The organism is Oricola indica (genome assembly GCF_965227485.1).
GTDB lineage: Bacteria > Pseudomonadota > Alphaproteobacteria > Rhizobiales > Rhizobiaceae > Oricola > Oricola indica.
Genome location: NZ_OZ245747.1, coordinates 675,948 through 695,040, shown reverse-complemented (window position 1 = coordinate 695,040; position 19,093 = coordinate 675,948). Strand labels below are relative to the sequence as shown.

General features: G+C 63.3%; 18 protein-coding genes and 1 riboswitch. Of the genes, 8 read left to right on the top strand and 10 right to left on the bottom strand.

What is annotated here, in order from left to right:
* Positions 1–400 precede the first annotated feature (400 nt).
* Entirely contained in the window at positions 401–1,081 is a 681-nt protein-coding gene (locus ACQK2M_RS03640; RefSeq protein WP_425416671.1) for a DUF1223 domain-containing protein, read from the bottom strand.
* A 205-nt stretch (positions 1,082–1,286) separates the two neighbouring features.
* Positions 1,287–2,555: a D-amino acid dehydrogenase gene (locus ACQK2M_RS03635; RefSeq protein WP_425416670.1), complete on the bottom strand. Its 1,269-nt coding sequence runs from the start codon at positions 2,553–2,555 to the stop codon at positions 1,287–1,289.
* A gap of 187 nt (positions 2,556–2,742) precedes the next feature.
* Positions 2,743–2,837: riboswitch (glycine riboswitch) on the bottom strand.
* 137 nt (positions 2,838–2,974) lie between these two features.
* Here ACQK2M_RS03635 and ACQK2M_RS03630 point away from each other — a divergent pair.
* Both ACQK2M_RS03630 and ACQK2M_RS03625 read left to right on the top strand, forming a co-directional pair.
* Positions 2,975–4,195 (top strand): NAD-dependent epimerase/dehydratase family protein, encoded by a 1,221-nt coding sequence (locus ACQK2M_RS03630; RefSeq protein WP_425416669.1) that lies wholly within the window; start codon positions 2,975–2,977, stop codon positions 4,193–4,195.
* A gap of 118 nt (positions 4,196–4,313) precedes the next feature.
* Positions 4,314–4,727, top strand: coding sequence for a hypothetical protein (locus ACQK2M_RS03625; RefSeq protein WP_425416668.1), 414 nt, complete (start codon positions 4,314–4,316; stop codon positions 4,725–4,727).
* A 6-nt stretch (positions 4,728–4,733) separates the two neighbouring features.
* Here ACQK2M_RS03625 and ACQK2M_RS03620 read toward each other — a convergent pair whose 3' ends face one another.
* The gene (locus ACQK2M_RS03620; RefSeq protein WP_425416667.1) at positions 4,734–5,294 is read right to left on the bottom strand and encodes an NUDIX domain-containing protein; all 561 of its coding nucleotides are present in this window, start codon (positions 5,292–5,294) and stop codon (positions 4,734–4,736) included.
* A 77-nt stretch (positions 5,295–5,371) separates the two neighbouring features.
* Between ACQK2M_RS03620 and ACQK2M_RS03615 the strand changes: the two genes are divergently transcribed.
* On the top strand, positions 5,372–6,199 hold the full coding sequence (locus ACQK2M_RS03615; RefSeq protein WP_425416666.1) for a glycosyltransferase: 828 nt from the start codon (positions 5,372–5,374) through the stop codon (positions 6,197–6,199).
* A complete protein-coding gene (locus ACQK2M_RS03610; RefSeq protein WP_425416665.1) occupies positions 6,196–7,080 on the top strand; it encodes an NAD-dependent epimerase/dehydratase family protein in 885 nt (294 codons plus the stop codon). Before ACQK2M_RS03615 ends, ACQK2M_RS03610 begins: the two co-directional genes overlap by 4 nt.
* A gap of 39 nt (positions 7,081–7,119) precedes the next feature.
* Here ACQK2M_RS03610 and ACQK2M_RS03605 read toward each other — a convergent pair whose 3' ends face one another.
* A complete protein-coding gene (locus ACQK2M_RS03605; protein WP_425416664.1) occupies positions 7,120–7,503 on the bottom strand; it encodes a VOC family protein in 384 nt (127 codons plus the stop codon).
* 86 nt (positions 7,504–7,589) lie between these two features.
* Here ACQK2M_RS03605 and soxR point away from each other — a divergent pair, with 86 nt between their 5' ends.
* Together soxR and ACQK2M_RS03595 are read left to right on the top strand one after the other, a co-directional pair.
* Entirely contained in the window at positions 7,590–8,054 is a 465-nt protein-coding gene (gene soxR / locus ACQK2M_RS03600; protein ID WP_425416663.1) for a redox-sensitive transcriptional activator SoxR, read from the top strand.
* 241 nt (positions 8,055–8,295) lie between these two features.
* Positions 8,296–9,975 carry an alpha/beta hydrolase gene (locus ACQK2M_RS03595; RefSeq protein ID WP_425416662.1) on the top strand — a complete coding sequence of 560 codons (1,680 nt, stop codon included), beginning with the start codon at positions 8,296–8,298 and terminating at the stop codon, positions 9,973–9,975.
* Here ACQK2M_RS03595 and ACQK2M_RS03590 read toward each other — a convergent pair.
* The 4 genes from ACQK2M_RS03590 to ACQK2M_RS03575 all read right to left on the bottom strand — a co-directional run bounded on the left by ACQK2M_RS03590 (position 9,972) and on the right by ACQK2M_RS03575 (position 13,792).
* Positions 9,972–10,340 (bottom strand): DUF779 domain-containing protein, encoded by a 369-nt coding sequence (locus ACQK2M_RS03590; RefSeq protein ID WP_425416661.1) that lies wholly within the window; start codon positions 10,338–10,340, stop codon positions 9,972–9,974. The two genes, ACQK2M_RS03595 and ACQK2M_RS03590, sit on opposite strands and share 4 nt — an antisense overlap.
* A gap of 67 nt (positions 10,341–10,407) precedes the next feature.
* A complete protein-coding gene (gene adh, locus ACQK2M_RS03585) occupies positions 10,408–11,922 on the bottom strand; it encodes an aldehyde dehydrogenase (protein ID WP_425419976.1) in 1,515 nt (504 codons plus the stop codon).
* Positions 11,923–12,059: 137 nt separating this feature from the next.
* The gene (locus ACQK2M_RS03580) at positions 12,060–13,010 is read right to left on the bottom strand and encodes a GAF domain-containing protein (RefSeq protein WP_223477525.1); all 951 of its coding nucleotides are present in this window, start codon (positions 13,008–13,010) and stop codon (positions 12,060–12,062) included.
* A gap of 197 nt (positions 13,011–13,207) precedes the next feature.
* Positions 13,208–13,792: a TetR/AcrR family transcriptional regulator gene (locus ACQK2M_RS03575; RefSeq protein WP_425416660.1), complete on the bottom strand. Its 585-nt coding sequence runs from the start codon at positions 13,790–13,792 to the stop codon at positions 13,208–13,210.
* A gap of 108 nt (positions 13,793–13,900) precedes the next feature.
* On the opposite strand from ACQK2M_RS03575, the gene ACQK2M_RS03570 reads away from it, so the two are divergent.
* Complete coding sequence (locus ACQK2M_RS03570; RefSeq protein WP_425416659.1) at positions 13,901–14,896, top strand: SDR family NAD(P)-dependent oxidoreductase; 996 nt, start codon at positions 13,901–13,903, stop codon at positions 14,894–14,896.
* A gap of 122 nt (positions 14,897–15,018) precedes the next feature.
* Here ACQK2M_RS03570 and ACQK2M_RS03565 read toward each other — a convergent pair whose 3' ends face one another.
* On the bottom strand, positions 15,019–15,663 hold the full coding sequence (locus ACQK2M_RS03565) for a hypothetical protein (RefSeq protein ID WP_425416658.1): 645 nt from the start codon (positions 15,661–15,663) through the stop codon (positions 15,019–15,021).
* A 148-nt stretch (positions 15,664–15,811) separates the two neighbouring features.
* Here ACQK2M_RS03565 and ACQK2M_RS03560 point away from each other — a divergent pair, with 148 nt between their 5' ends.
* Positions 15,812–15,994, top strand: a complete 183-nt coding sequence (locus ACQK2M_RS03560; protein ID WP_223477529.1) for a hypothetical protein — start codon at positions 15,812–15,814, stop codon at positions 15,992–15,994.
* Positions 15,995–16,264: 270 nt separating this feature from the next.
* Here ACQK2M_RS03560 and acnA read toward each other — a convergent pair whose 3' ends face one another.
* Positions 16,265–18,955, bottom strand: a complete 2,691-nt coding sequence (gene acnA, locus ACQK2M_RS03555) for an aconitate hydratase AcnA (RefSeq protein ID WP_425416657.1) — start codon at positions 18,953–18,955, stop codon at positions 16,265–16,267.
* Between the last annotated feature and the right edge of the window lie 138 nt (positions 18,956–19,093).

Genomic DNA, 19,093 nt, shown 5'->3' with positions numbered 1-19,093 from the left:
ATGGGAAGTTTGCCGTGTTTTGGCGTGGTTGCAAGGGCGTGAACGAAAAATCGCATCACAGAACCGATTTCAAATCCTTAACAATTTCTTGCCGTTTCGCTCACAGTTTGGAACATCGTGTTCCGATCAGTGAATCCCTGACACCTTTTCGCCGCAGTTGAGACACAACTCGGCCCGGATTGCGGATGAATTTTTGGGTGTTGCCGATTGTGTTCCGCGACAAGTTTCGGGGAGCGCAACTAGCAAGGTAGGTGGCAGCCGGTTCACGGCGCTAGGCTTTGTCACCGAAGGACCGGTTCGGTTGAGGTATTGGAAACCTCTAGCCCCCCAGCCCCCCGATGCCACACCGCACCGGTCCGTACCTTGCTTTCGCGATCTGCCGATAATCGCTCAAAAAGCGTCAGGATGATTGGCGGGGAAGGATGGCTGCGCCTATGATCGCACCGGGACGGCCGCCTTTCGTGGTTTTCTGGAGCAGGACGGCGCAGCCATCGGCATTCTTGGCGGCAAGTTCCGACCGCGGAATATCCACCGTCATTGCCTCGCCCTCCCACATTCCGATGGTCTGGTAATCGGTGACGGCATTGACGTAGGAAATCGTCTTGCCGGCATTCTCGCCGCGGTCGATCGCGACATCCGCCTGCCGGACGAAATAGACCAGAACGAGATGGATCTTGTCGCCGCCGGTCGGCGCGCCCTCGGCGCTCACCCGCATGCGGTCGCCCATATCCTCGAATCTCAGTCCGACGGTCAGGCCGAGCCCGCGGTCCTTGTCGCGGGCCATCATCTCGGAAATTTCCCGGTAATGCCCGCCATTGGTATGCGACCGGCCATTGATGACCGCCTGCGGCGTGTAGACGCCGCGACGGTTCAGCCCTTCGGCATATTCGTATTGTCGTCGTGTATTGGCGTCCGAACCCAGCGTGTCCTGCCAGCCGAGATAGTCCCAATAGTCGACATGGTAGCCCAGGGCGACCACATCGTCGCGCGCCGCGAACTTGGCGAGCGCCAAATCGGCGGGCGGACAGGAATTGCAGCCCTGGCTGGTGAAGAGCTCGACAACCCCGAGCGGCTTCTGCACACTTTCATCCGCCTGCGGCGCGGCCGCCGGAGACAGTGCCAGAAGACTTGCGGCAATTGCCGTTATCGCGAAAGACCGTTTCACCGAATGCCACCCATTCCCTTCATGACCCCGAGAATAGGCACTCACCGGTTCAACAGAAAGTCACGTTAGGGTGACAAACGCCCGCCGAACCGTGTCCGGCGGGCTGAAATGCGGCTTTGCGCTATTCCGCGGCGACCAGAACCGGACGGAAGAACGGCGCGCGGCCTTCACTCGGAAGGTCGTTTCCGATAACGTCCGCCACCGCCTCGGCGGTCGCGGCCGACAAGGTCCACCCGAGATGGCCGTGACCGGTGTTGTAGAAGACGCGCGGCGCACGCCCACGTCCGAAACGCGGCATCATGTTCGGCATCATCGGCCGCAAGCCGGCCCACGGCACGACATTTTCCGTGCTCACGCCGGGAAACATCGTTTCGCACCACTGCGTCAGCGGGCGAATCCGGTCAGCGCGAATGTCGCGGTTCTCGCCCGTGAATTCGGCGGTTCCGGCGATGCGAAGACGGTTGGCGCCGAGCCGGCTGGTGACGATCTTGGCGTCGTCGTCGAGCAGGCTGATCCACGGCGCGGCGGCGCGGCTCTCGGCCCCGTCGAGATTGACGGTGATCGAGTATCCCTTGACCGGATAGATGTTGACGCGGTCGCCCAGTTGCGCGGCGAATGCCCGGCTGGCGATGCCGGCGGCGATCACGATGCCGTCAAAGCGTTCCTCGTGGCGTTCACCGCCCTGTTCGAACCACACGGTCACGCCGTCGGGATCGCGCTGGAGACGCGTCACCGACGCCCCGCCGACGAAGCGCCCGCCTGACCGCCCGACCGCGTCCGAGAGGCCCGTCGCGAATTTGTGGATATCGCCGGTCGAATCGGTCTCGGTGTAGAAGCCGCCATGGAAATCGCCGGTCAGCGCCGGTTCCATCCGCCGCATCTCGTCCGGCGAAACGGGAAGCCTGTCGAGACCCGCCTGGGCGTAGAGCAACGAAACCTTGGCCGCGTGATCGAAACCCTTGCGATCGCGATACACATGCAGGATGCCGCGCTTTTCGCGGTCGAACTCGATGCCGGCCTCCTGCGCCATCCGCTCCATATGGCCACGCGCGGCCAGGGCGAGACGCACCGTTTCCATCGTGTTGCGCTCATAGTGCGGAATGCTGGCGATGAATTCGGCGACCCAGGACAGCTTGTGCCAGCCGGGCTTCGGGTCGAACAGAAGCGGCGCATCCTTGCGCATCATCCACTTCAGACCCTTGAGCACCGTCGACCAGTGGGTCCACACTTCGGCGTTGGACGCCGATAGCTGGCCGCCATTGGCGAAGCTTGTTTCCATCGCCGCGTAACGCTGGCGGTCGAACAGGGTAACGTCGTAGCCGCGGCGGATCAGCGACCATGCGGAAGTCGTTCCGGCAATGCCGGCACCAATGACTGCTATTCGGGTCATGTCGGTTCCTCTCAGATGACCATGGCGAACCGGCGCTTCGCGCGCTTTTTCGGCTCGCACCCCATCTGTCAGGAACCTGAGAGCTTTGCCCAGGGCTCCGCCATATTTGGCTGGATGCCGCTGGCCGGACCGTCCGGCTCGGGCTTTCTCCTTCGGTGGGCGGCAAGCCGCCACTCTCCAGATTGTTGCCGATCGCACGGTCCTTCTGCCTGAGAGTTTCCGGGGCGGTTGCTCCTTCGGCGCCGGCTCCTGTGTGGACCCGGTCTCTCCCGTGCGATACTTGGTCGCCGCATATCGCAAAACCCGCGCCTTCGCAACGAAATCCTGTTAAAGGCGGAGAAATGTGACAGCCGCTTTTCATTTCTGTCACAAAACGCTTTTATCAGGCATCAACGACGTCAGGAATCAGGAATATACCCATGAAAATCGCAGTTCTCGGCGGCGACGGCTTCGTCGGCTGGCCGACCGCGCTCCATCTCAGCGACCAGGGCCATGAAGTCCATATCGTCGATAACCTGTCGCGTCGCTGGATCGATACCGAACTGGGCGTTCAGTCCCTGACGCCGATGGACTCCATCCAGGAGCGCACGCGCATCTGGCATGAAGAAACCGGCCGCAAGATCCATTTCCACCTGATCGACCTCGCCCGCGACTACGAGGTGTTCAAACAGTGGCTCGTCGAACACACGCCGGACGCGATCATCCATTTCGCCGAGCAGCGCGCCGCGCCCTATTCGATGAAATCCGACCGCCACAAGAACTACACGGTCAACAACAACGTCAACGCGACCCACAACGTGCTGAACGCGCTGGTCGAGACGGGCGTTGACGCGCATCTCGTCCATCTCGGCACGATGGGCGTCTATGGCTACTCGACCATCGGGGCCGCGATTCCGGAAGGCTACCTGCCGGTCGGCATCGAGACGCTGGAAGGCGACACGGTCTCCCAGGAGATCCTCTACCCGTCCAATCCGGGTTCGATCTACCACATGACCAAGTGCCTCGATCAGTTGCTGTTCCAGTTCTACGCCAAGAATGACGGGCTGCGCATCACCGACCTGCACCAGGGCATCGTCTGGGGCACCCATACCGAGCAGACCCGCAAACACCCGCAGCTCATCAACCGCTTCGACTATGACGGCGACTACGGCACGGTGCTCAACCGCTTCCTCATCCAGGCCGCCATCGACTATCCGCTGACGGTGCACGGGACCGGCGGCCAGACCCGCGCCTTCATCCACATCCAGGATTCGGTGCGTTGCATCGAGATCGCGCTGAACAATCCGCCGAAGGCCGGCGAAAAGGTGGAGATCTTCAACCAGATGACAGAGACCCACCGGGTCCGCGACCTGGCCGAGATGATCTCCAAGATGACCGGTGCGAAAGTCGCCTACCTGCCCAACCCGCGCAAGGAGGCCGCCGAGAACGACCTGATCGTGAAGAACGACAAGTTCCTCGGCCTCGGCCTCGACCCGATCACGCTGGAGGAAGGGCTGCTCGACGAGGTTGTCGACGTCGCCAAAAAATTCGCCTACCGCGTCGACCGCAGCCGCGTACCCGCCGTGTCCGCATGGACCAAGGACATCGCCAAGACGGTCGAGAAGGATCCCGAAGGCAAGCGCCTCAAGTCGGTTTCCTGATTGCAGCCGGGTTCCTCGCGATATCCCTGATATGCGGACCTCCGGGCCATAGGCCCGGAGGTCTTTTTCGTGTTAGCCTTCCGTAGCGTGACCAGTCGCGCACCGGGAGGGGACAGACATGAAAACGGTTTCAATCGCGCTCTTCGCGCTGGCGACGCTCGGAACTTTCGCCTTCGCGCTGAAGCTCCTGTTGGCGAAAACCTATTTTCCCTATCATCAGCAGGTTACCGGCAAGGCCTGGCAGGATCTCGACCCGGGCGTGCGCACTGTCATCGGTGCTTTCATGCGCCTGTTCGGCGGCGCGCTGATGGCGGCAGCCGGCACGACCGCATGGATGCTCTGGCTCTATGCCACGGGTGTCGCCGTTCCGGCCCCGCTCGTCGCGCTCCCGGGCCTCGTGATCGGGCTTGTAACACTCGGCGTGACGACCACGCTGTTCGCCAGTGGCGGCACGAAGGCGCCGCGCGGTCAGGTTGCGATTCTGGTCGGGATCACGATTGTTGCAGTCATCGCCGGATTGCTGGCGAACTGACCCGGATCAGAACACCTCAGGACGGCGCAACCGCAACGCCTGCAGCAGGAAAACGGTCTTCATGTCGCAGATTTCACCGCTGGCCGCCTGCCGGACGGCCTCGGCAGCCGAAATCTCGACGACCTCGATTTCCTCATGCTCGTCTTCCGCGCCGCCGCCCGCGCCCACCCTGTCTGCCGAGCCATAGGCCGCAAGATAGAGATGCATCTTCTCCGTCGCGCAGCCTGGCATCGTCCACAGTGCGCCCGCCGGCTCGAGATCGGAGAGCCGGAGCCCCGTTTCCTCCATCGCCTCGCGCCGCGCGGCATCGGCGGGGTCCTCGCCATCGGTGACACCCGCCGGCGCTTCCAGCAGCAGCGCGTCCGCGCCGACGAAGAGCGGCCCGGCGCGGGGCTGGCGCACCAGCGTGACGACCCGGCGCTCCGGATCGTAGGGCAGCACGCAGGTCGCGTCGCCATGATCCTCGACCTGTCGGGGATGCTCGGATCCGTCCGGACTTTTCATCGTCACCAGATGAAACCGGCCCCAGCCGTCGTGAATGGTCTTGATATTGTCGATCACATGCACTGAAACGTCTCCCGGTAGCGGCCTTCATTGAACACATTCACCGCCACCCGCCAACAGGGACCGCCAGCAGGATCGTCATGACCGCCAACGCCGAACGAAACGCCTATGTCACGCTCGTCACCAATCGCGACTACGCCGATGCCGCGATCGCGCTGGTCCGCTCCATCGTGCTGACCGGCGCGAAGGCGGACATCGTCGTGCTTCATACCGGCGCGGTCGATGCGAAGGATCTCGAACCCCTGAAGGCGCTCGGCGCGCGCTGCATCGAGGCGGACCTGCTCGACACCTCGCCTGAGTTCAACGCCCGCCACCAGCGCGACCGGCTGCATGCGGACGCGCCCTTCACCAAGGGCAACAAGCCTGCCTTCCACACCCCGCTCGACAATTTCGCCAAGCTGCGGCTCTGGGAACTCGAACAATACGACAATTGCGTCTTCATCGACGCAGATGCCCTCGTGGTCCGCAATATCGACCGGCTGTTCGCCTATCCGGAATTTTCCGCGGCGCCGAATGTCTACGAGGGGCTTGGCGACTTCCACCGGCTGAACTCCGGCGTCTTCACCGCAAAGCCCTCGAAGGCGACCTTCGCCGCTATGATGCAGCGGCTCGACCGGCCGGACGTCTTCTGGCGACGCACCGACCAGACCTTCCTGCAGGATTTCTTTCCGCAATGGCACGGCCTGCCGGTCTTCGACAACATGCTGCAATATGTCTGGTTCAACATGCCGGAATTGTGGGACTGGAAATCCGTCCATGTCGTCCACTACCAGTATGAAAAGCCCTGGCAGGCCGATCATCCGAAACGCGCGCAATTGCAGCCCCTAATCGATCTATGGCAGGCATATCGCACCGGCGAGAACATCCCGGATATCGACACGCTCGCCAATCCGGCTTCGCCCGAATGAAAGTCCTCGTCACCGGCGGAACCGGCTATGCCGGCCGCTTCATCGTCGAAGCCTTGCTGGCGGGTGGGCACGGCGTCGCCGTGATGGGCAGGACAAGACCCGACGATGGGTTCTATTCGGCCCCGGTGGATTTCATCGCGGGCGATCTCGACCCTGAAAGCGCCTCGCCCGGGCTGTTCGAGGGCGCCGAAGGGTTCGTCCACGCCGCCTTTCATCATGTGCCGGGGAAATTTCGTGGCGGCGAGGGAGACGATCCGCAGACCTTTCGCCGGCTCAATGTCGAAGGATCGCTGGCGCTTTTCGAGGCCGCGAAACGGGCCGGCGTCGGCCGCGCCATGTTCCTGTCGAGCCGGGCGGTTTACGGCACCCAGCCGCCCGGCGCAATACTGACCGAGGAGACCGATCCGCATCCGGACACGCTCTACGGAGCAGTGAAACTGGATGTCGAGAACGCGCTCCGACAGATGGCGGATGAAAATTTCCTGCCCGCCTCTCTGCGCGTCACCGGCATTTATGGCCCCGCCGGACCGGGCCGGGCACACAAATGGGCGGGGTTGTTTGCCGACTACGAAGCCGGCATCAACATCGCGCCGCGCGTCGGCACCGAAGTCCATGGCGATGACATGGCAAGAGCCGTACGGCTGATGCTGGAGGAGGACGGAAACGCGATCCACGCCGCCTCGCCGAGCCTCGTCTTCAACGTCTCGGACCTTCTTCTGGACCGCACAGAGTTGCTCGCCAGCTACTCGCGAGCTGCGGGCATCGACCGTCCGCTCCCCCGCCGCGCCGACGCCTCCGCCTACAACGCGATGGACTGCTCGCGGCTGAAAGCGCTCGGCTGGACGCCGAGGCAGACGCTCGATCTCGGAGGGTTGGCCTGAAGAGCGCCGACTACTCTTCCCGCAGGCAGGCGAGAGAACTCACGCGTAGCTCACCACCTCGAACTCGATGCCGTCCTCATCGTCGAAATAGAAACGGCGGCCGGGCTCGTAGTCGGCATGGTTGTACGGTTCGTAACCCATGGCTTTGACCTTTGCTTCCACCGCGTCGAGATCGTCCACGGTAACGCCGATATGGTTGAGGCCGCCGCGTGTGAAATAGCTTTCCGCGGCCGGGTCTCCCGGCGTGCCCTTGGCGTAAACGGCGAGATAGCTGTCCTCTGCGCCGACATGCACGGTGAAGCCTTCATACTTGGCGCTCCCCTTCCAGCGGATTTTCCAGTCCAACAATTCGCACAGGCGCTGCGCGGTTTTCTCCGGGTCGGAAACGGTAATGTTGACATGTTCGAGAGCCGCCTGGGCCATGATTTTCTCCATATCGGGATTTCGGATTTGCAGTGTTTACGATCTCAAGTTAACTTGAGGTCAAGCTATTTTTCATAGGAGTTTTCATGGCCCTGAAAGCGACCGACCGCCTGCCGATCGGCGAGCTGGCGCGACGCACCGGCATCGCGGTCTCCGCTATCCGTTACTACGAGGATCAGGGCCTTGTCGTATCGGAGCGCAATACCGGCGGACAGCGGCGCTTCCTGCGCTCCGACATCCGTCGCCTCTCCTTCATCCTGATCGCCCAGCAATTCGGTTTCACCTTGCCGCAGATCAGGGAGGTGCTGGACAGGCTGCCGAACGGCCGGACCCCCAACAAGGCGGATTGGACCCGGATCGGCGAGACATTCCGCGCTGAACTCGACCGCAAGATCGAGACGTTGACCGAGCTGCGCAAACGGCTCGACAAATGCGTCGGATGCGGTTGCCTCTCGCTGACCGACTGCACGCTCTACAATCCGCAGGACCGCGCCGCGAACAAAGGCGCCGGCCCAAGATACCTGATAGGAGACAAGCCCGAGGATCCGTGAAGCGGCGGGCCGGGTGGGACAAGGGTGGGAGCCATTCCCTGGGCCCGGCGGGAAACCGGGAAAACCTGACCGGTGCCCTGTACCACCACGCCCAGTTGACGCGGCCCGCCGCTCTCTTTCGAAAACGCGGATGGGCATGCATCGTTCCGCGCATGCCTTGTCCGCTTGAAACCCTTGCATCACAATCGCGGTTGCGCGCTGGGCCGAAGGAAAATCCAACCGGCGACATCACGGGGAAACCATGGCCGAAAAGGACTATCATCCGATTCGCGAGACACCGATCCCGGTGCTGCCGCTGTCTGTCGGGCTCGTGTTCTTCGCGGCGGCCCTGACCCCGTCCCTCATTCCCCGCGAATGGCTCCTCGAAGGTGTGCTTGCGGGCCTGGTCGCAGGCATCGGCTATATGGTCGGGCGTCTGTCGCTGACGGTGTGGCGGCTGATGGAACTGCCGCTGCCCCGAGGCCGGTTGGCCACGGCCGGCGATGCGATCGTTCTCCTCCCCGCGGCGAGCCTGGCGCTATGGAATCTGCTCCGCGCCGCCGACTGGCAAAATTCGGTGCGGGTGCGCGTCGGCATGGAAGCGACCGATGAAGCTCATACGCTGCGCCTGTTCCTTCTCGCGACGGCGGTTTTCCTTCTCTGCCTGCTGATCGGATTCCTCGTGCGCCGTCTCTACGACCTGGTCCGCAACCGGCTGGACAGGGTGATGCGCCGGCGCACGGCCAATGTCCTTGGCCTCGTCGCAGTCGCCCTGATCCTGATCGTGGTGACCCGTGACGGCATCACCCCCGCGCTGATGAATTTCGCCGACGATTCCTACGAGGCCGCGCAGGACCTCTTCGACCCGCAGCGCCCGCCGCCCTCCGATCCGCACATCGCCGGCAGCGTCGCCTCGCTCGTCGATTGGGGCGCGATGGGCAAGCCGGGCCGCGACTTCGTGTTGAACGGTCCCGACGCCGGCGACATCAGCGCCTTCACCGGCAGGGCGGCGAAAATGCCGATCCGCGTCTATGTCGGACGCGCCCAGGCGGACACGCCGGAGGAACGGGCCCGCATCGCGCTTGACGAGATGAAACGCGTCGGCGCGTTCGAACGCGAAATCCTGATGGTTTCCAGCCCGACCGGCACGGGCTGGCTCGACCCGGGCGCGCATGACACGATCGAATACATGCATGGCGGCGATGTCGCGACGGTCGCCGTGCAGTATTCCTACCTGCAATCGCCACTCGCCCTGGTCTTCGATACCGCCTCCGGCCTCGATCAGGCCACTGCGACGATGGACGCGATCTACCGCTACTGGACCACGCTGCCCGCCGAAACCCGGCCGAAATTCTACATCCACGGCATCAGCCTTGGCGCATGGAGCTCCATGTACGCCTTCGACATCTTCCAGATGGTCAACGACCCGATCGACGGCGCGCTGTGGTCCGGCCCGCCCTTCACCTCGGACCTGTGGCGGCGCGCGGTCGCGCGGCGCGATCCCGGTTCGCCCTTCGTCCTTCCTCGGGTCGGGAATGGCGAACTGTTCCGCTTCGCCTCGCAATATGCGCAACCCGGCGAAAACGGCGATCGTTGGGGGCGCATGCGCATCGTCTTCCTGCAATACGCCTCCGACCCGATCGTTTTCTTCGACCGGAACGCCTTGTTGAACCGGCCGGTCTGGATGCGCGAGCCCCCGGCACCCGATGTTTCGCCGGAGCTGAGCTTCATGCCCGTCGTGACGCAATTCCAGCTGGCCTTCGACATGGCCGTCTCGAAACATCTGCCGCTGGGCTACGGGCACAACTACGTCGTGGACGACTATATCGACAGCTGGGCCGAGGTCGCGCCGCCGGATGGCTGGTCGCCGGCGCAGTCGGCACGGCTGAAGGCGTGGTGCGGCCCGCCTTCGAAATTTGGCTGCCGCGCCGCCGGGAGCTAGGCCCTTTCCAGCGCCGCCTGTTCCTCCTGCGTAAAGATCCGCGCACGGGCGAGGAAACGCTTCTCGCGCCCATTGTCGAGGGAGAACATGCCGCCGCGTCCTGGCACCACGTCGAGGATCAGCTGCGTGTGTTTCCAGGCAGCGAATTGCGGGCCGGATATATAGACCGCGACGCCGTCGATCTCGCCGAGCTTCACGTCGCTCGCGCCGACACGAAAATCGGCCGCCGGATAACACATTGGCGAGGAGCCGTCGCAGCATCCGCCGGACTGGTGGAAAATGATCTCCGGGTGTTCCTGCCGGATGTCCGCGATCAGCTCGCGGGCGGCATCCGTCGCCTCGACCCGGTTGGGACGTTCGGTCATGTCCGCCTCCTCCTGCTGACGAAAAGGGGCCCCCGCGGGGGCCCCGGGCTTCTTTGGGAGGAGAAGGTCAGAAGAAGCCGAGCTTGTTCGGATTGTAGCTGACAAGCATGTTCTTGGTTTGCTGGTAGTGGTCGAGCATCATCTTGTGGGTCTCGCGGCCGATGCCCGACTGTTTGTAACCGCCGAAGGCTGCATGCGCCGGGTAGGAATGATAGTTGTTGACCCAGACCCGGCCCGCCTGAATGTGGCGACCGAAGCGATAGCAGGTGTTCTGGTCGCGCGACCACACGCCCGCGCCGAGGCCGTAAAGCGTGTCATTGGCGATTTCGAGCGCCTCGTTCTCGTCCTTGAAGGTCGTGACCGAAACCACCGGTCCGAAGATCTCCTCCTGGAAGACGCGCATCTTGTTATGGCCGCGCAGGATCGTCGGCTTGATGTAATAGCCACCCGACAGGTCGCCGCCGAGATCCGCCGCCTCGCCGCCGATCAGGACTTCGGCGCCTTCCTGCCGTCCGATGTCGAAATAGGAGAGGATCTTCTCCTTCTGCTCGGAACTCGCCTGCGCGCCGATCATCGTCTCGGCAATGCGCGGATCGCCCTGGATGATCGCGGCCGTGCGGGCGATGGCGCGCTCCATGAAGGCGTCGTAGATGTCTTCCTGGATCAAGGCGCGCGATGGACAGGTGCAGACCTCGCCCTGGTTGAGCGCGAAAAGGACGAAGCCCTCGATCGCCTTGTCGAAAAAGGCGTCATCCTCCGCCATCACGTCCTTGAAGAAGATGTTCGGTGACTTGCCGCCCAGTTCCAGCGTCACCGGGATGATGTTCTCGGTGGCGTATTGCATGATCAGCCGGCCCGTCGAGGTCTCGCCGGTAAAGGCGATCTTGGCGATGCGCGGCGACGAGGCCAGTGGCTTGCCGGCCTCGATGCCGAAACCGTTGACGATGTTGAGCACGCCCGCCGGCAGGATATCCGCGATCAGTTCGGCCAGAACCATAATGGTGGCCGGCGTCTGCTCGGCCGGCTTCATGACAACGCAATTGCCGGCAGCGATCGCCGGCGCCAGCTTCCAGGCCGCCATCAGCACAGGGAAGTTCCACGGAATGATCTGCCCGACCACACCGAGCGGCTCGTGAAAATGATAGGCGACGGTATCATTGTCGATCTCGCCCATCGTGCCTTCCTGCACGCGTACGGCGGAAGCGAAATAGCGGAAATGGTCGATCGCGAGCGGGATGTCGGCGGCCATGGTCTCGCGGATCGGCTTGCCATTGTCCCAGGTCTCGCAGGTGGCGAGCAGCTCGGCGTTCTCTTCCATCACGTCGGCGATCTTGAGAAGCGCCTGGGCACGGTTGGCGGGCGAAGTGCGACCCCACGCGTCCTTGGCGGCATGCGCCGCGTCGAGCGCCAGATCGATATCGGCCGCGTCCGAGCGCGCGATCTCGCAGATTACCTGACCGGTGACCGGCGTCGTGTTATCGAAATACCGGCCGTTGACCGGGGCGACGAACCTGCCGCCGATAAAATTGTCGTAGCGCTGCTTGAAGGGCGAGACGTGCTGGCCCGCTTCGGGTTTGGTCATAACATTCATGGATTTTCTCCTCCTGGGCCGGACCGTTCCGGCATGCGGAACCGTTAGAACGGAAAAGGCCGGGCGGTCAGCCCGGCCGGAGACGGAGAAGAAGGAGACTGTCTCACCGTTGAGACAGTTCGCGCCGTTCAGTCGAGATCGAGGCGGTTCAGGCGGCGATAGAGGGTGGCCCGGCTGATGCCGAGCGCCTTGGCCGCCTGCGAGTGATTGCCGCCGGCACGTGCCAGCGCACGTTTCAAAGCCGCGCGCTCCGCCCGCTCGAAACCGGTCGCCTCGCCGGTCCGTCCGAGAAGATCGGATGCGGGCTGCTGCCGGATCGTCTCTTCGGACCCGAGCCCAAAGGCGCGCCGTGCCGCATGGGTCGCGCCGATGACGATGTCGTCCTCATCGACCGCCAGAAGCAGCGCATCGCTCGCATTCGCCTCGGAGGTCACGATGATGCGGGCGCCGGGAAAGGCGGCCCGGAAATTGTCCTGCTCGATCTGGCGCGCGGTCTGGGCAACCTGCGCCGCGATCAGCCGCGAGAAAGCCTCGGTCTGGTCGGCGCGGCAGGACGACACGTCGAGGGCGCCGATCAGCCGTCCATCGGCACCATAGATCGGCGCATCCATGCAGCTCATCGCCGTATTGCGCGCGAAGAAATGGTCGGAACGATGGATCACAACCTGCCGGCGCTCGGTGAGGCAGGTGCCAATGCCGTTCGTGCCCTCGGCCGCCTCGCTCCACACCGCACCGGCGCAAAGGCCCCAATCGTCGAAGGTCTCCGCATCGCCGGAACCGGCGCGCTGATCGAGCACGACTCCATCGACATCGGTGAGCAGGACGCAACAGCCGGAATTGCCGACGAGACCGAACAGCTGGTCGAGCCGGGGCGCGGCGATGGTCATCAACCGGTCCACCGCCGACCGGCGCATATTGAGCGCCGATTCATCCACCCGGTCCGGCGCGCGCTGATTGGATGGATCGAGCCCGTGATTGACGAGCGATCGCCGCCATGACGCGGCGAGCGGCGAGACGGCCGCTGCGGATGAAGACCGCGCTGCCTCGATGACCATGTCAATATGATTTGCCTGCGCCACTGGGGCTCCTCCCGAACCAATAGCCCGAAAAGAGTAGCACCGGCTGCCCACGCGTCAAACCAGCCAAAGGTCGGAGAAGACTGCGATACGCCGCGACCGGCGAAACTGTCTCATCCTTGAGACAGTTTCCGGGAAAATTCCCCAACAGCCCGATCGAACGAAACGTCGATGCGACCGGAATGCGATCTCGGCTTCCCCTAAGCGCGAAAGCCGAAGTCGGGTACGACATCGAGAACGCCAAGCGCTTTCGTGGCGTCCTTGTCCAGTTTCCCCGCGAGGAGAAGCTGCGCGAAGCCGTGAACGAGGCTCCACGACATGATCTGCGAGCGCAGCTCGGCGTTGGGCGCATTGGCCTTGTCCCAGTCGAGATTCATCGACGCCTCGCGCAGGATCTCGAAACATGCGCCGACCCCGGCCTTGAGCGCCGGATCGTCACGGTTCGTCCGGCCGCTCGAATACATCAGTTCGAACAGGGCCGGCTGCGCCCTGGCGAAATCGACATAGCCTTCAAAGGCGGCATTGCGCACCTCATGCCGGGTCGGGTTCTCCGGTAACCCCCGCCGCATATGCTCGGCGAGCTGTTCGTAACCGCGCGCGGCAATGGCCGTCAGAAGCCCGTTCATGTTGCCGAAATGGTTTTTCGGCGCGGTATGGCTGACGCCCACGCGCGCCGCGCATGTTCGAAGGGACAGATCGGAGAGCCCGGACTCCGACAGGATTTCCAGCCCCGCCTCGATCAGCGCCTCTTTCAGATTGCCATGATGATATTTTTTATCGCGCAATATCAGTGCCTTAAATGTCAATTGTTTCCGCTGTAAATATAGCCTTGACTCACGGCCACGTCCACGGCAGATAATATATACACTGGAAACATTTGATCGGACCGGACGATGCCCGCGCATGAAACGCCTCCCACGCGATACTACCACGATCTCGTCCGCGGCTTCCCGCCGATGACGGGCAAGACGGTATTCATCACCGGCTGCACATCGGGCACCGGGCTGGTTCTGGCGAAAACCTGCGGCGAAATGGGCGCGCGGGTCGTCATGCTGAACCGACCGTCCGAACGCGCCGACAGGGCGTTGAAGCAACTCGTCGATACCGGCGCGGACGCCGTCCTCGTTCCCTGCGACCTGACCAGTTTCGACAGCGTGCGTGCAGCCGGCACGATGCTGCGCGAGCGCTTCGCGGACAGCGGCTGCGACGTGCTGTGCAACAACGCCGGCGTGATGGGCCTGCCGGATCAGGCGACCGGCGACGGGTTCGACGTGCAGATGCAGGCCAACCACCTGTCGCATATCCTGCTGACGCACGAGGTCTGGCCGCTTCTGGAGAAAGCCGCCGAATTGCGCGGTGAGGCACGAGTCGTCAATCACAGTTCCGGCGCCCGCGGCAAACCGGGCCAGGAGCTGATCGCGAAATATCTGCAAAAGAACGGCGGCAATCTCGGTGGTGACGGCTTTCCGAGCCTCGCAAAATGGGCGCGCTACCGGCAGACCAAGCTCGCCAATCTGCTGTTCACCTATGCACTGCACGAGCGCGCCAATGCGCGCGCCGGCAACCGGGTGAAGAGCCTCTGCGCCCATCCCGGCCCCACCGACAGCGGCTTGCAGGCCAAGACGACCAAGGCGGGCGGCACCGGACTGTTCGACCGCTACATTCTCGCCCGAACGCTGAAGGCGGCGCATTCCGTTGAGGACGGCGCGGCGGGCATCACCCGCTGTTGCTGCGAACAAGGTGTCGAAAGCGGCGCCTTCTATGGCCCCGAAGGCCGCGGCCAAGGCGGCCCGGCGAAGCTGTTGCCGCCCGAGCGGAACCCGGGAGGCGAGGCCCTGCTTTGGAAGGAGAGCCTTGCGGCAACGGGGATCGTCGATTTTTTCGGGTAAGGCGCGACTCGTTACGCTTCGCGCCGGTTTCGTCTTCCTGAGCGCGTTCGAAAGACGTGCGTGATCGCCTCCGCGCTTCGCTTCCAAAGCGGGATCGGGGCAGTCTGGCCGTGCCCCCGGTCTCATGAGGAATTCGGCGTCTTGAGCGCGCTGAGGGCCAGCGAATGACACTCGCGCAGCACGTCATCGATCTCTTGATTCGCCCGCTTGCAATAACCGGGCGGTCGGCCGGCGCGGAGTATTTTCCGGTGGTACAGCCCTGAAGCCTGGCGCGCCTGCCGGCGGGCAAGGCGCATGGCCTGTCCGTCGAGATCGTCGAGCGCATGTTTCAGCGCCACGAGGCGGAGGCAGAGCGGGCGGGCATCCATCTCCTCGTCCGCATCGACCTGCTCGAACCCGTCCCGCGGGAAGGGACGCAGGCCCTCCCAGCGCAGCTTGTCGAAGCGGCGCGGCGGATCGGCAAGGGGAAAGGCGGGAGCTTGCGGTTTGGCGACTTTCGGGGCGGCGGCTGTCGGCTTTCGTCCGGCGCGGGGTTTCGGGAGATCCACGGCGATGCCCCGCGCGGCGATGACGATCAGCCGCCGGACGGCGGCTTCGGCCGGGCGCAACAGACGCATGATCCTCCGCCAGACCCGGCGCGGCACCGCATCCGCCCCACCCTCGTCCAGCCCGGCCATGAAGAACAGCGCCGCGACGATGCGCAGGAGGGCATCGCGGTTGCGGATGATTGCAAGAGTCCAGTCGAAGGTGTTTCCTTGCGCGGTCATCATTCGGCAAGGGTAGAAGAGACGGCGTCGCGGTGGATAAGTTTGGTGGCAGAAGAATTGCGCATCTCTGCGATGATACTCCGCACGGCATCTCACCCTCCGTCATCCTCGGGCTTGACCCGAGGACCCATTCCGTGAAGCTCGAACCATGGGCGGCTACGTCTATATTCTCGCGAGCAAGAAGGGCGGCACGATCGATATCAGTGTGACCGCCGACCTGTCGCAACGCGTCTTCGATCACAAGGACCGCATCAACAAAAAGAGCTTCACCTCGACCTACGGCGCGGTGCGTCTCGCCTGGTACGAGCTTTATCGCGGAATGGGGTGGTGATCGTTCTTCGATGCCATGCGCGATGGCGGCATCACGGAATGGGTCCTCGGATCAAGTCCGAGGATGACGTTCTATGATTTGACATCGCGGCTAATCGCCGAGACCGAGCGAAATGCCGCCAGTAGCACTCTAATTCATCGCCTCACGTGAGACACGTGCGGCGTATAAGGCACTGAATGTAAAGCTAAAATATTGATTCTCCCAATAATGCAAACCCGCCGGACCTTGCAGCCCGGCGGGTTCGTCATGTCCAGCAATGCGCCTTATGGCTTACGCAGCCAGATCGCGCAGCACCGTTTGCAGGATGCCGCCATTGTTGAGGTAGCCGATCTCGTCGGCCGTATCGACGCGGCAGATCAGCGGGACGTCCTTCGTCTCGCCGTCGGCATAGGTGATCTTGGCGATCACTTTCTGGCGCGGCTTGACGGTTTCGAGACCCTCGATGGTGACCGTCTCGTCGCCCTTCAGGCCGAGCGACTGCCACGACGTGCCTTCCTCGAGCACGAAGGGCACGACGCCCATGCCGACGAGGTTGGAGCGGTGGATGCGCTCGTAGGACTGCGCGATCACGGCCTTGACACCGAGCAGGTTGGTGCCCTTTGCCGCCCAGTCGCGCGACGAGCCGTTGCCGTATTCGCCGCCGGCGAAGATGACCAGCGGACGGCCTTCTTCCTTGTATTTCATGGCGGCGTCGTAGATCGGCATCTCTTCCTTGGAGGGATAGTGGATCGTGTAGCCGCCCTCGCGCCCGTTCTCGCCCAGCATGTGGTTGCGGATGCGGATATTGGCGAAGGTGCCGCGCATCATCACCTCATGGTTGCCGCGCCGCGTGCCGTACTGGTTGAAGTCGGCGACGCCGACGCCGTGATCCATCAGATAGGCGCCCGCCGGGGACTGCGCCTTGATCGAACCGGCCGGAGAGATGTGGTCGGTGGTGATCTTGTCCCCGAAGAGACCGAGGATACGGGCATCCTTGATGTCCGAGATCTCGCCGGCCGACTTGCCCATGCCGACGAAGTAGGGCGGGTTCTGCACATAGGTCGAATCGTCGTCCCAGGTGTAGGTCTGGCCGGTCGGCGCCTGCACCGCCTGCCAGTTCTCGTCGCCCTTGAACACGTCGGCGTATTTCTTCTCGAAGATCTCGCGCGTGACGTATTTGGCGATGAACTCCTGGATCTCGACATTGGAGGGCCAGATGTCCTTCAGGAAGACGTCGTTGCCTTGTTTGTCCTGGCCGATCGGCTCCTTGGAGAGGTCGATATTGACCGTGCCGGCCAGCGCATAGACGACGACCAGCGGCGGCGAGGCGAGGTAGTTCGCCTGCACGTCGGGCGAAATGCGGCCCTCGAAGTTGCGGTTGCCGGAAAGAACGCCGGCGGCAATCAGGCCCTTGTCGTTGATCGTCTTGGAAATCGGGGCGTTGAGCGGGCCGGAATTGCCGATGCAGGTCGTGCAGCCGAAGCCGACGAGGTTGAAGCCGATCTGGTCGAGCTCCTTCTGCAGGCCGGAATTTTCCAGATATTCCGCGACGACCTGCGAGCCGGGCGCCAGCGAGGTCTTGACCCACGGCTTCTGCTTGAGGCCAAGCTCATTGGCCTTCTTGGCGAGAAGCCCGGCGCCGATCAGCACCGACGGGTTCGACGTGTTGGTGCAGGACGTGATGGCCGCGATGGCGACATCGCCATTGCCCAGATCGTAGTCCTCGCCTTCGACGGCGTAGCGCTTGTCGAGTTCGGCCGGATTCTTCTTGTATTCGGCCTCGAAGGCTTCGCGGAATTTCGCGCCGACGGTTTCCAGCGCCTGGCGGCCTTCCGGACGCTTCGGACCGGCCATCGACGGCACGACGTCGCCGAGATCGAGTTCCAGCGTGTCGGTGAAGACCGGATGCTCGGAACCGGTTTCGCGGAACATGCCCTGTTCTTTCGCGTAAGCCTCGACCAGCTCGATGCGGTCGGCCTTGCGGCCGGTCATGTTCAGGTAGTTCAGCGTTTCCGAATCGATCGGGAAGAAGCCGCAGGTCGCGCCATATTCCGGACCCATATTGCCGATGGTCGCGGCGTCGGCCAGCGTCAGGTGATCGAGACCGTCGCCGAAAAACTCGACGAATTTGCCGACCACGCCCTTCTGGCGCAGCATCTGCACGACAGTCAGCACGAGGTCGGTGGCGGTGACGCCTTCCTTCATCTTGCCGGTCAGCTTGAAGCCGATGACTTCGGGCAGCAGCATGGAGATCGGCTGGCCGAGCATCGCGGCCTCGGCCTCGATGCCGCCCACACCCCAGCCCAGAACGCCGAGGCCGTTGATCATGGTGGTGTGCGAATCCGTGCCGACGCAGGTGTCGGGATAGGCGACGGTCTCGCCGCCGTCTTCCTTGGTCCACACGGTCTGGCCCAGATATTCGAGGTTCACCTGGTGGCAGATGCCGGTGCCGGGCGGCACGACGCGGAAGTTCTCGAACGCCTGCTGGCCCCATTTGAGGAAGCGGTAGCGTTCCCCGTTTCGCTCATATTCCTTCTCCACATTGTGGGCGAAGGCGAGCGGCGTGCCGAATTCATCGACGATTACCGAGTGGTCGATGACGAGATCGACCGGCACCAGCGGGTTGATCTTCTTCGGGTCGCCGCCGAGCGACACCATCGCGTCGCGCATCGCCGCGAGGTCCACGACGGCGGGGACGCCGGTGAAGTCCTGCATCAGCACGCGCGCCGGGCGATAGGCGATTTCGTAGCCGGCGGAGCCCTTGTCGTTCAGCCAGTTGGCGACGGCCTGGATATCGGCCTTCTTGACCGAATTGCCGTCCTCGTTGCGCAGCAGGTTCTCAAGCAGAACCTTCATCGAATAGGGCAAACGGGAAATGCCTTCGAGGCCGTTCTTCTCGGCTTCGGCGAGGCTGTAATAAACGTATTCCTTGCCGCCGACATTCAGGGTCTTGCGGCATTTGAAGCTGTCGATATTGGACACGGGAATTCACCTTTCGAGTTCGGGTTGCCTTGCAAGGGACGAACTCTTCCGCATGCGCATGATAACGCCACCCGAGAAGATGCGGGTGCGGCCATTTCCGCTGTCCGTCCCTGCCAGACCACACGAAGAGGCCCGACA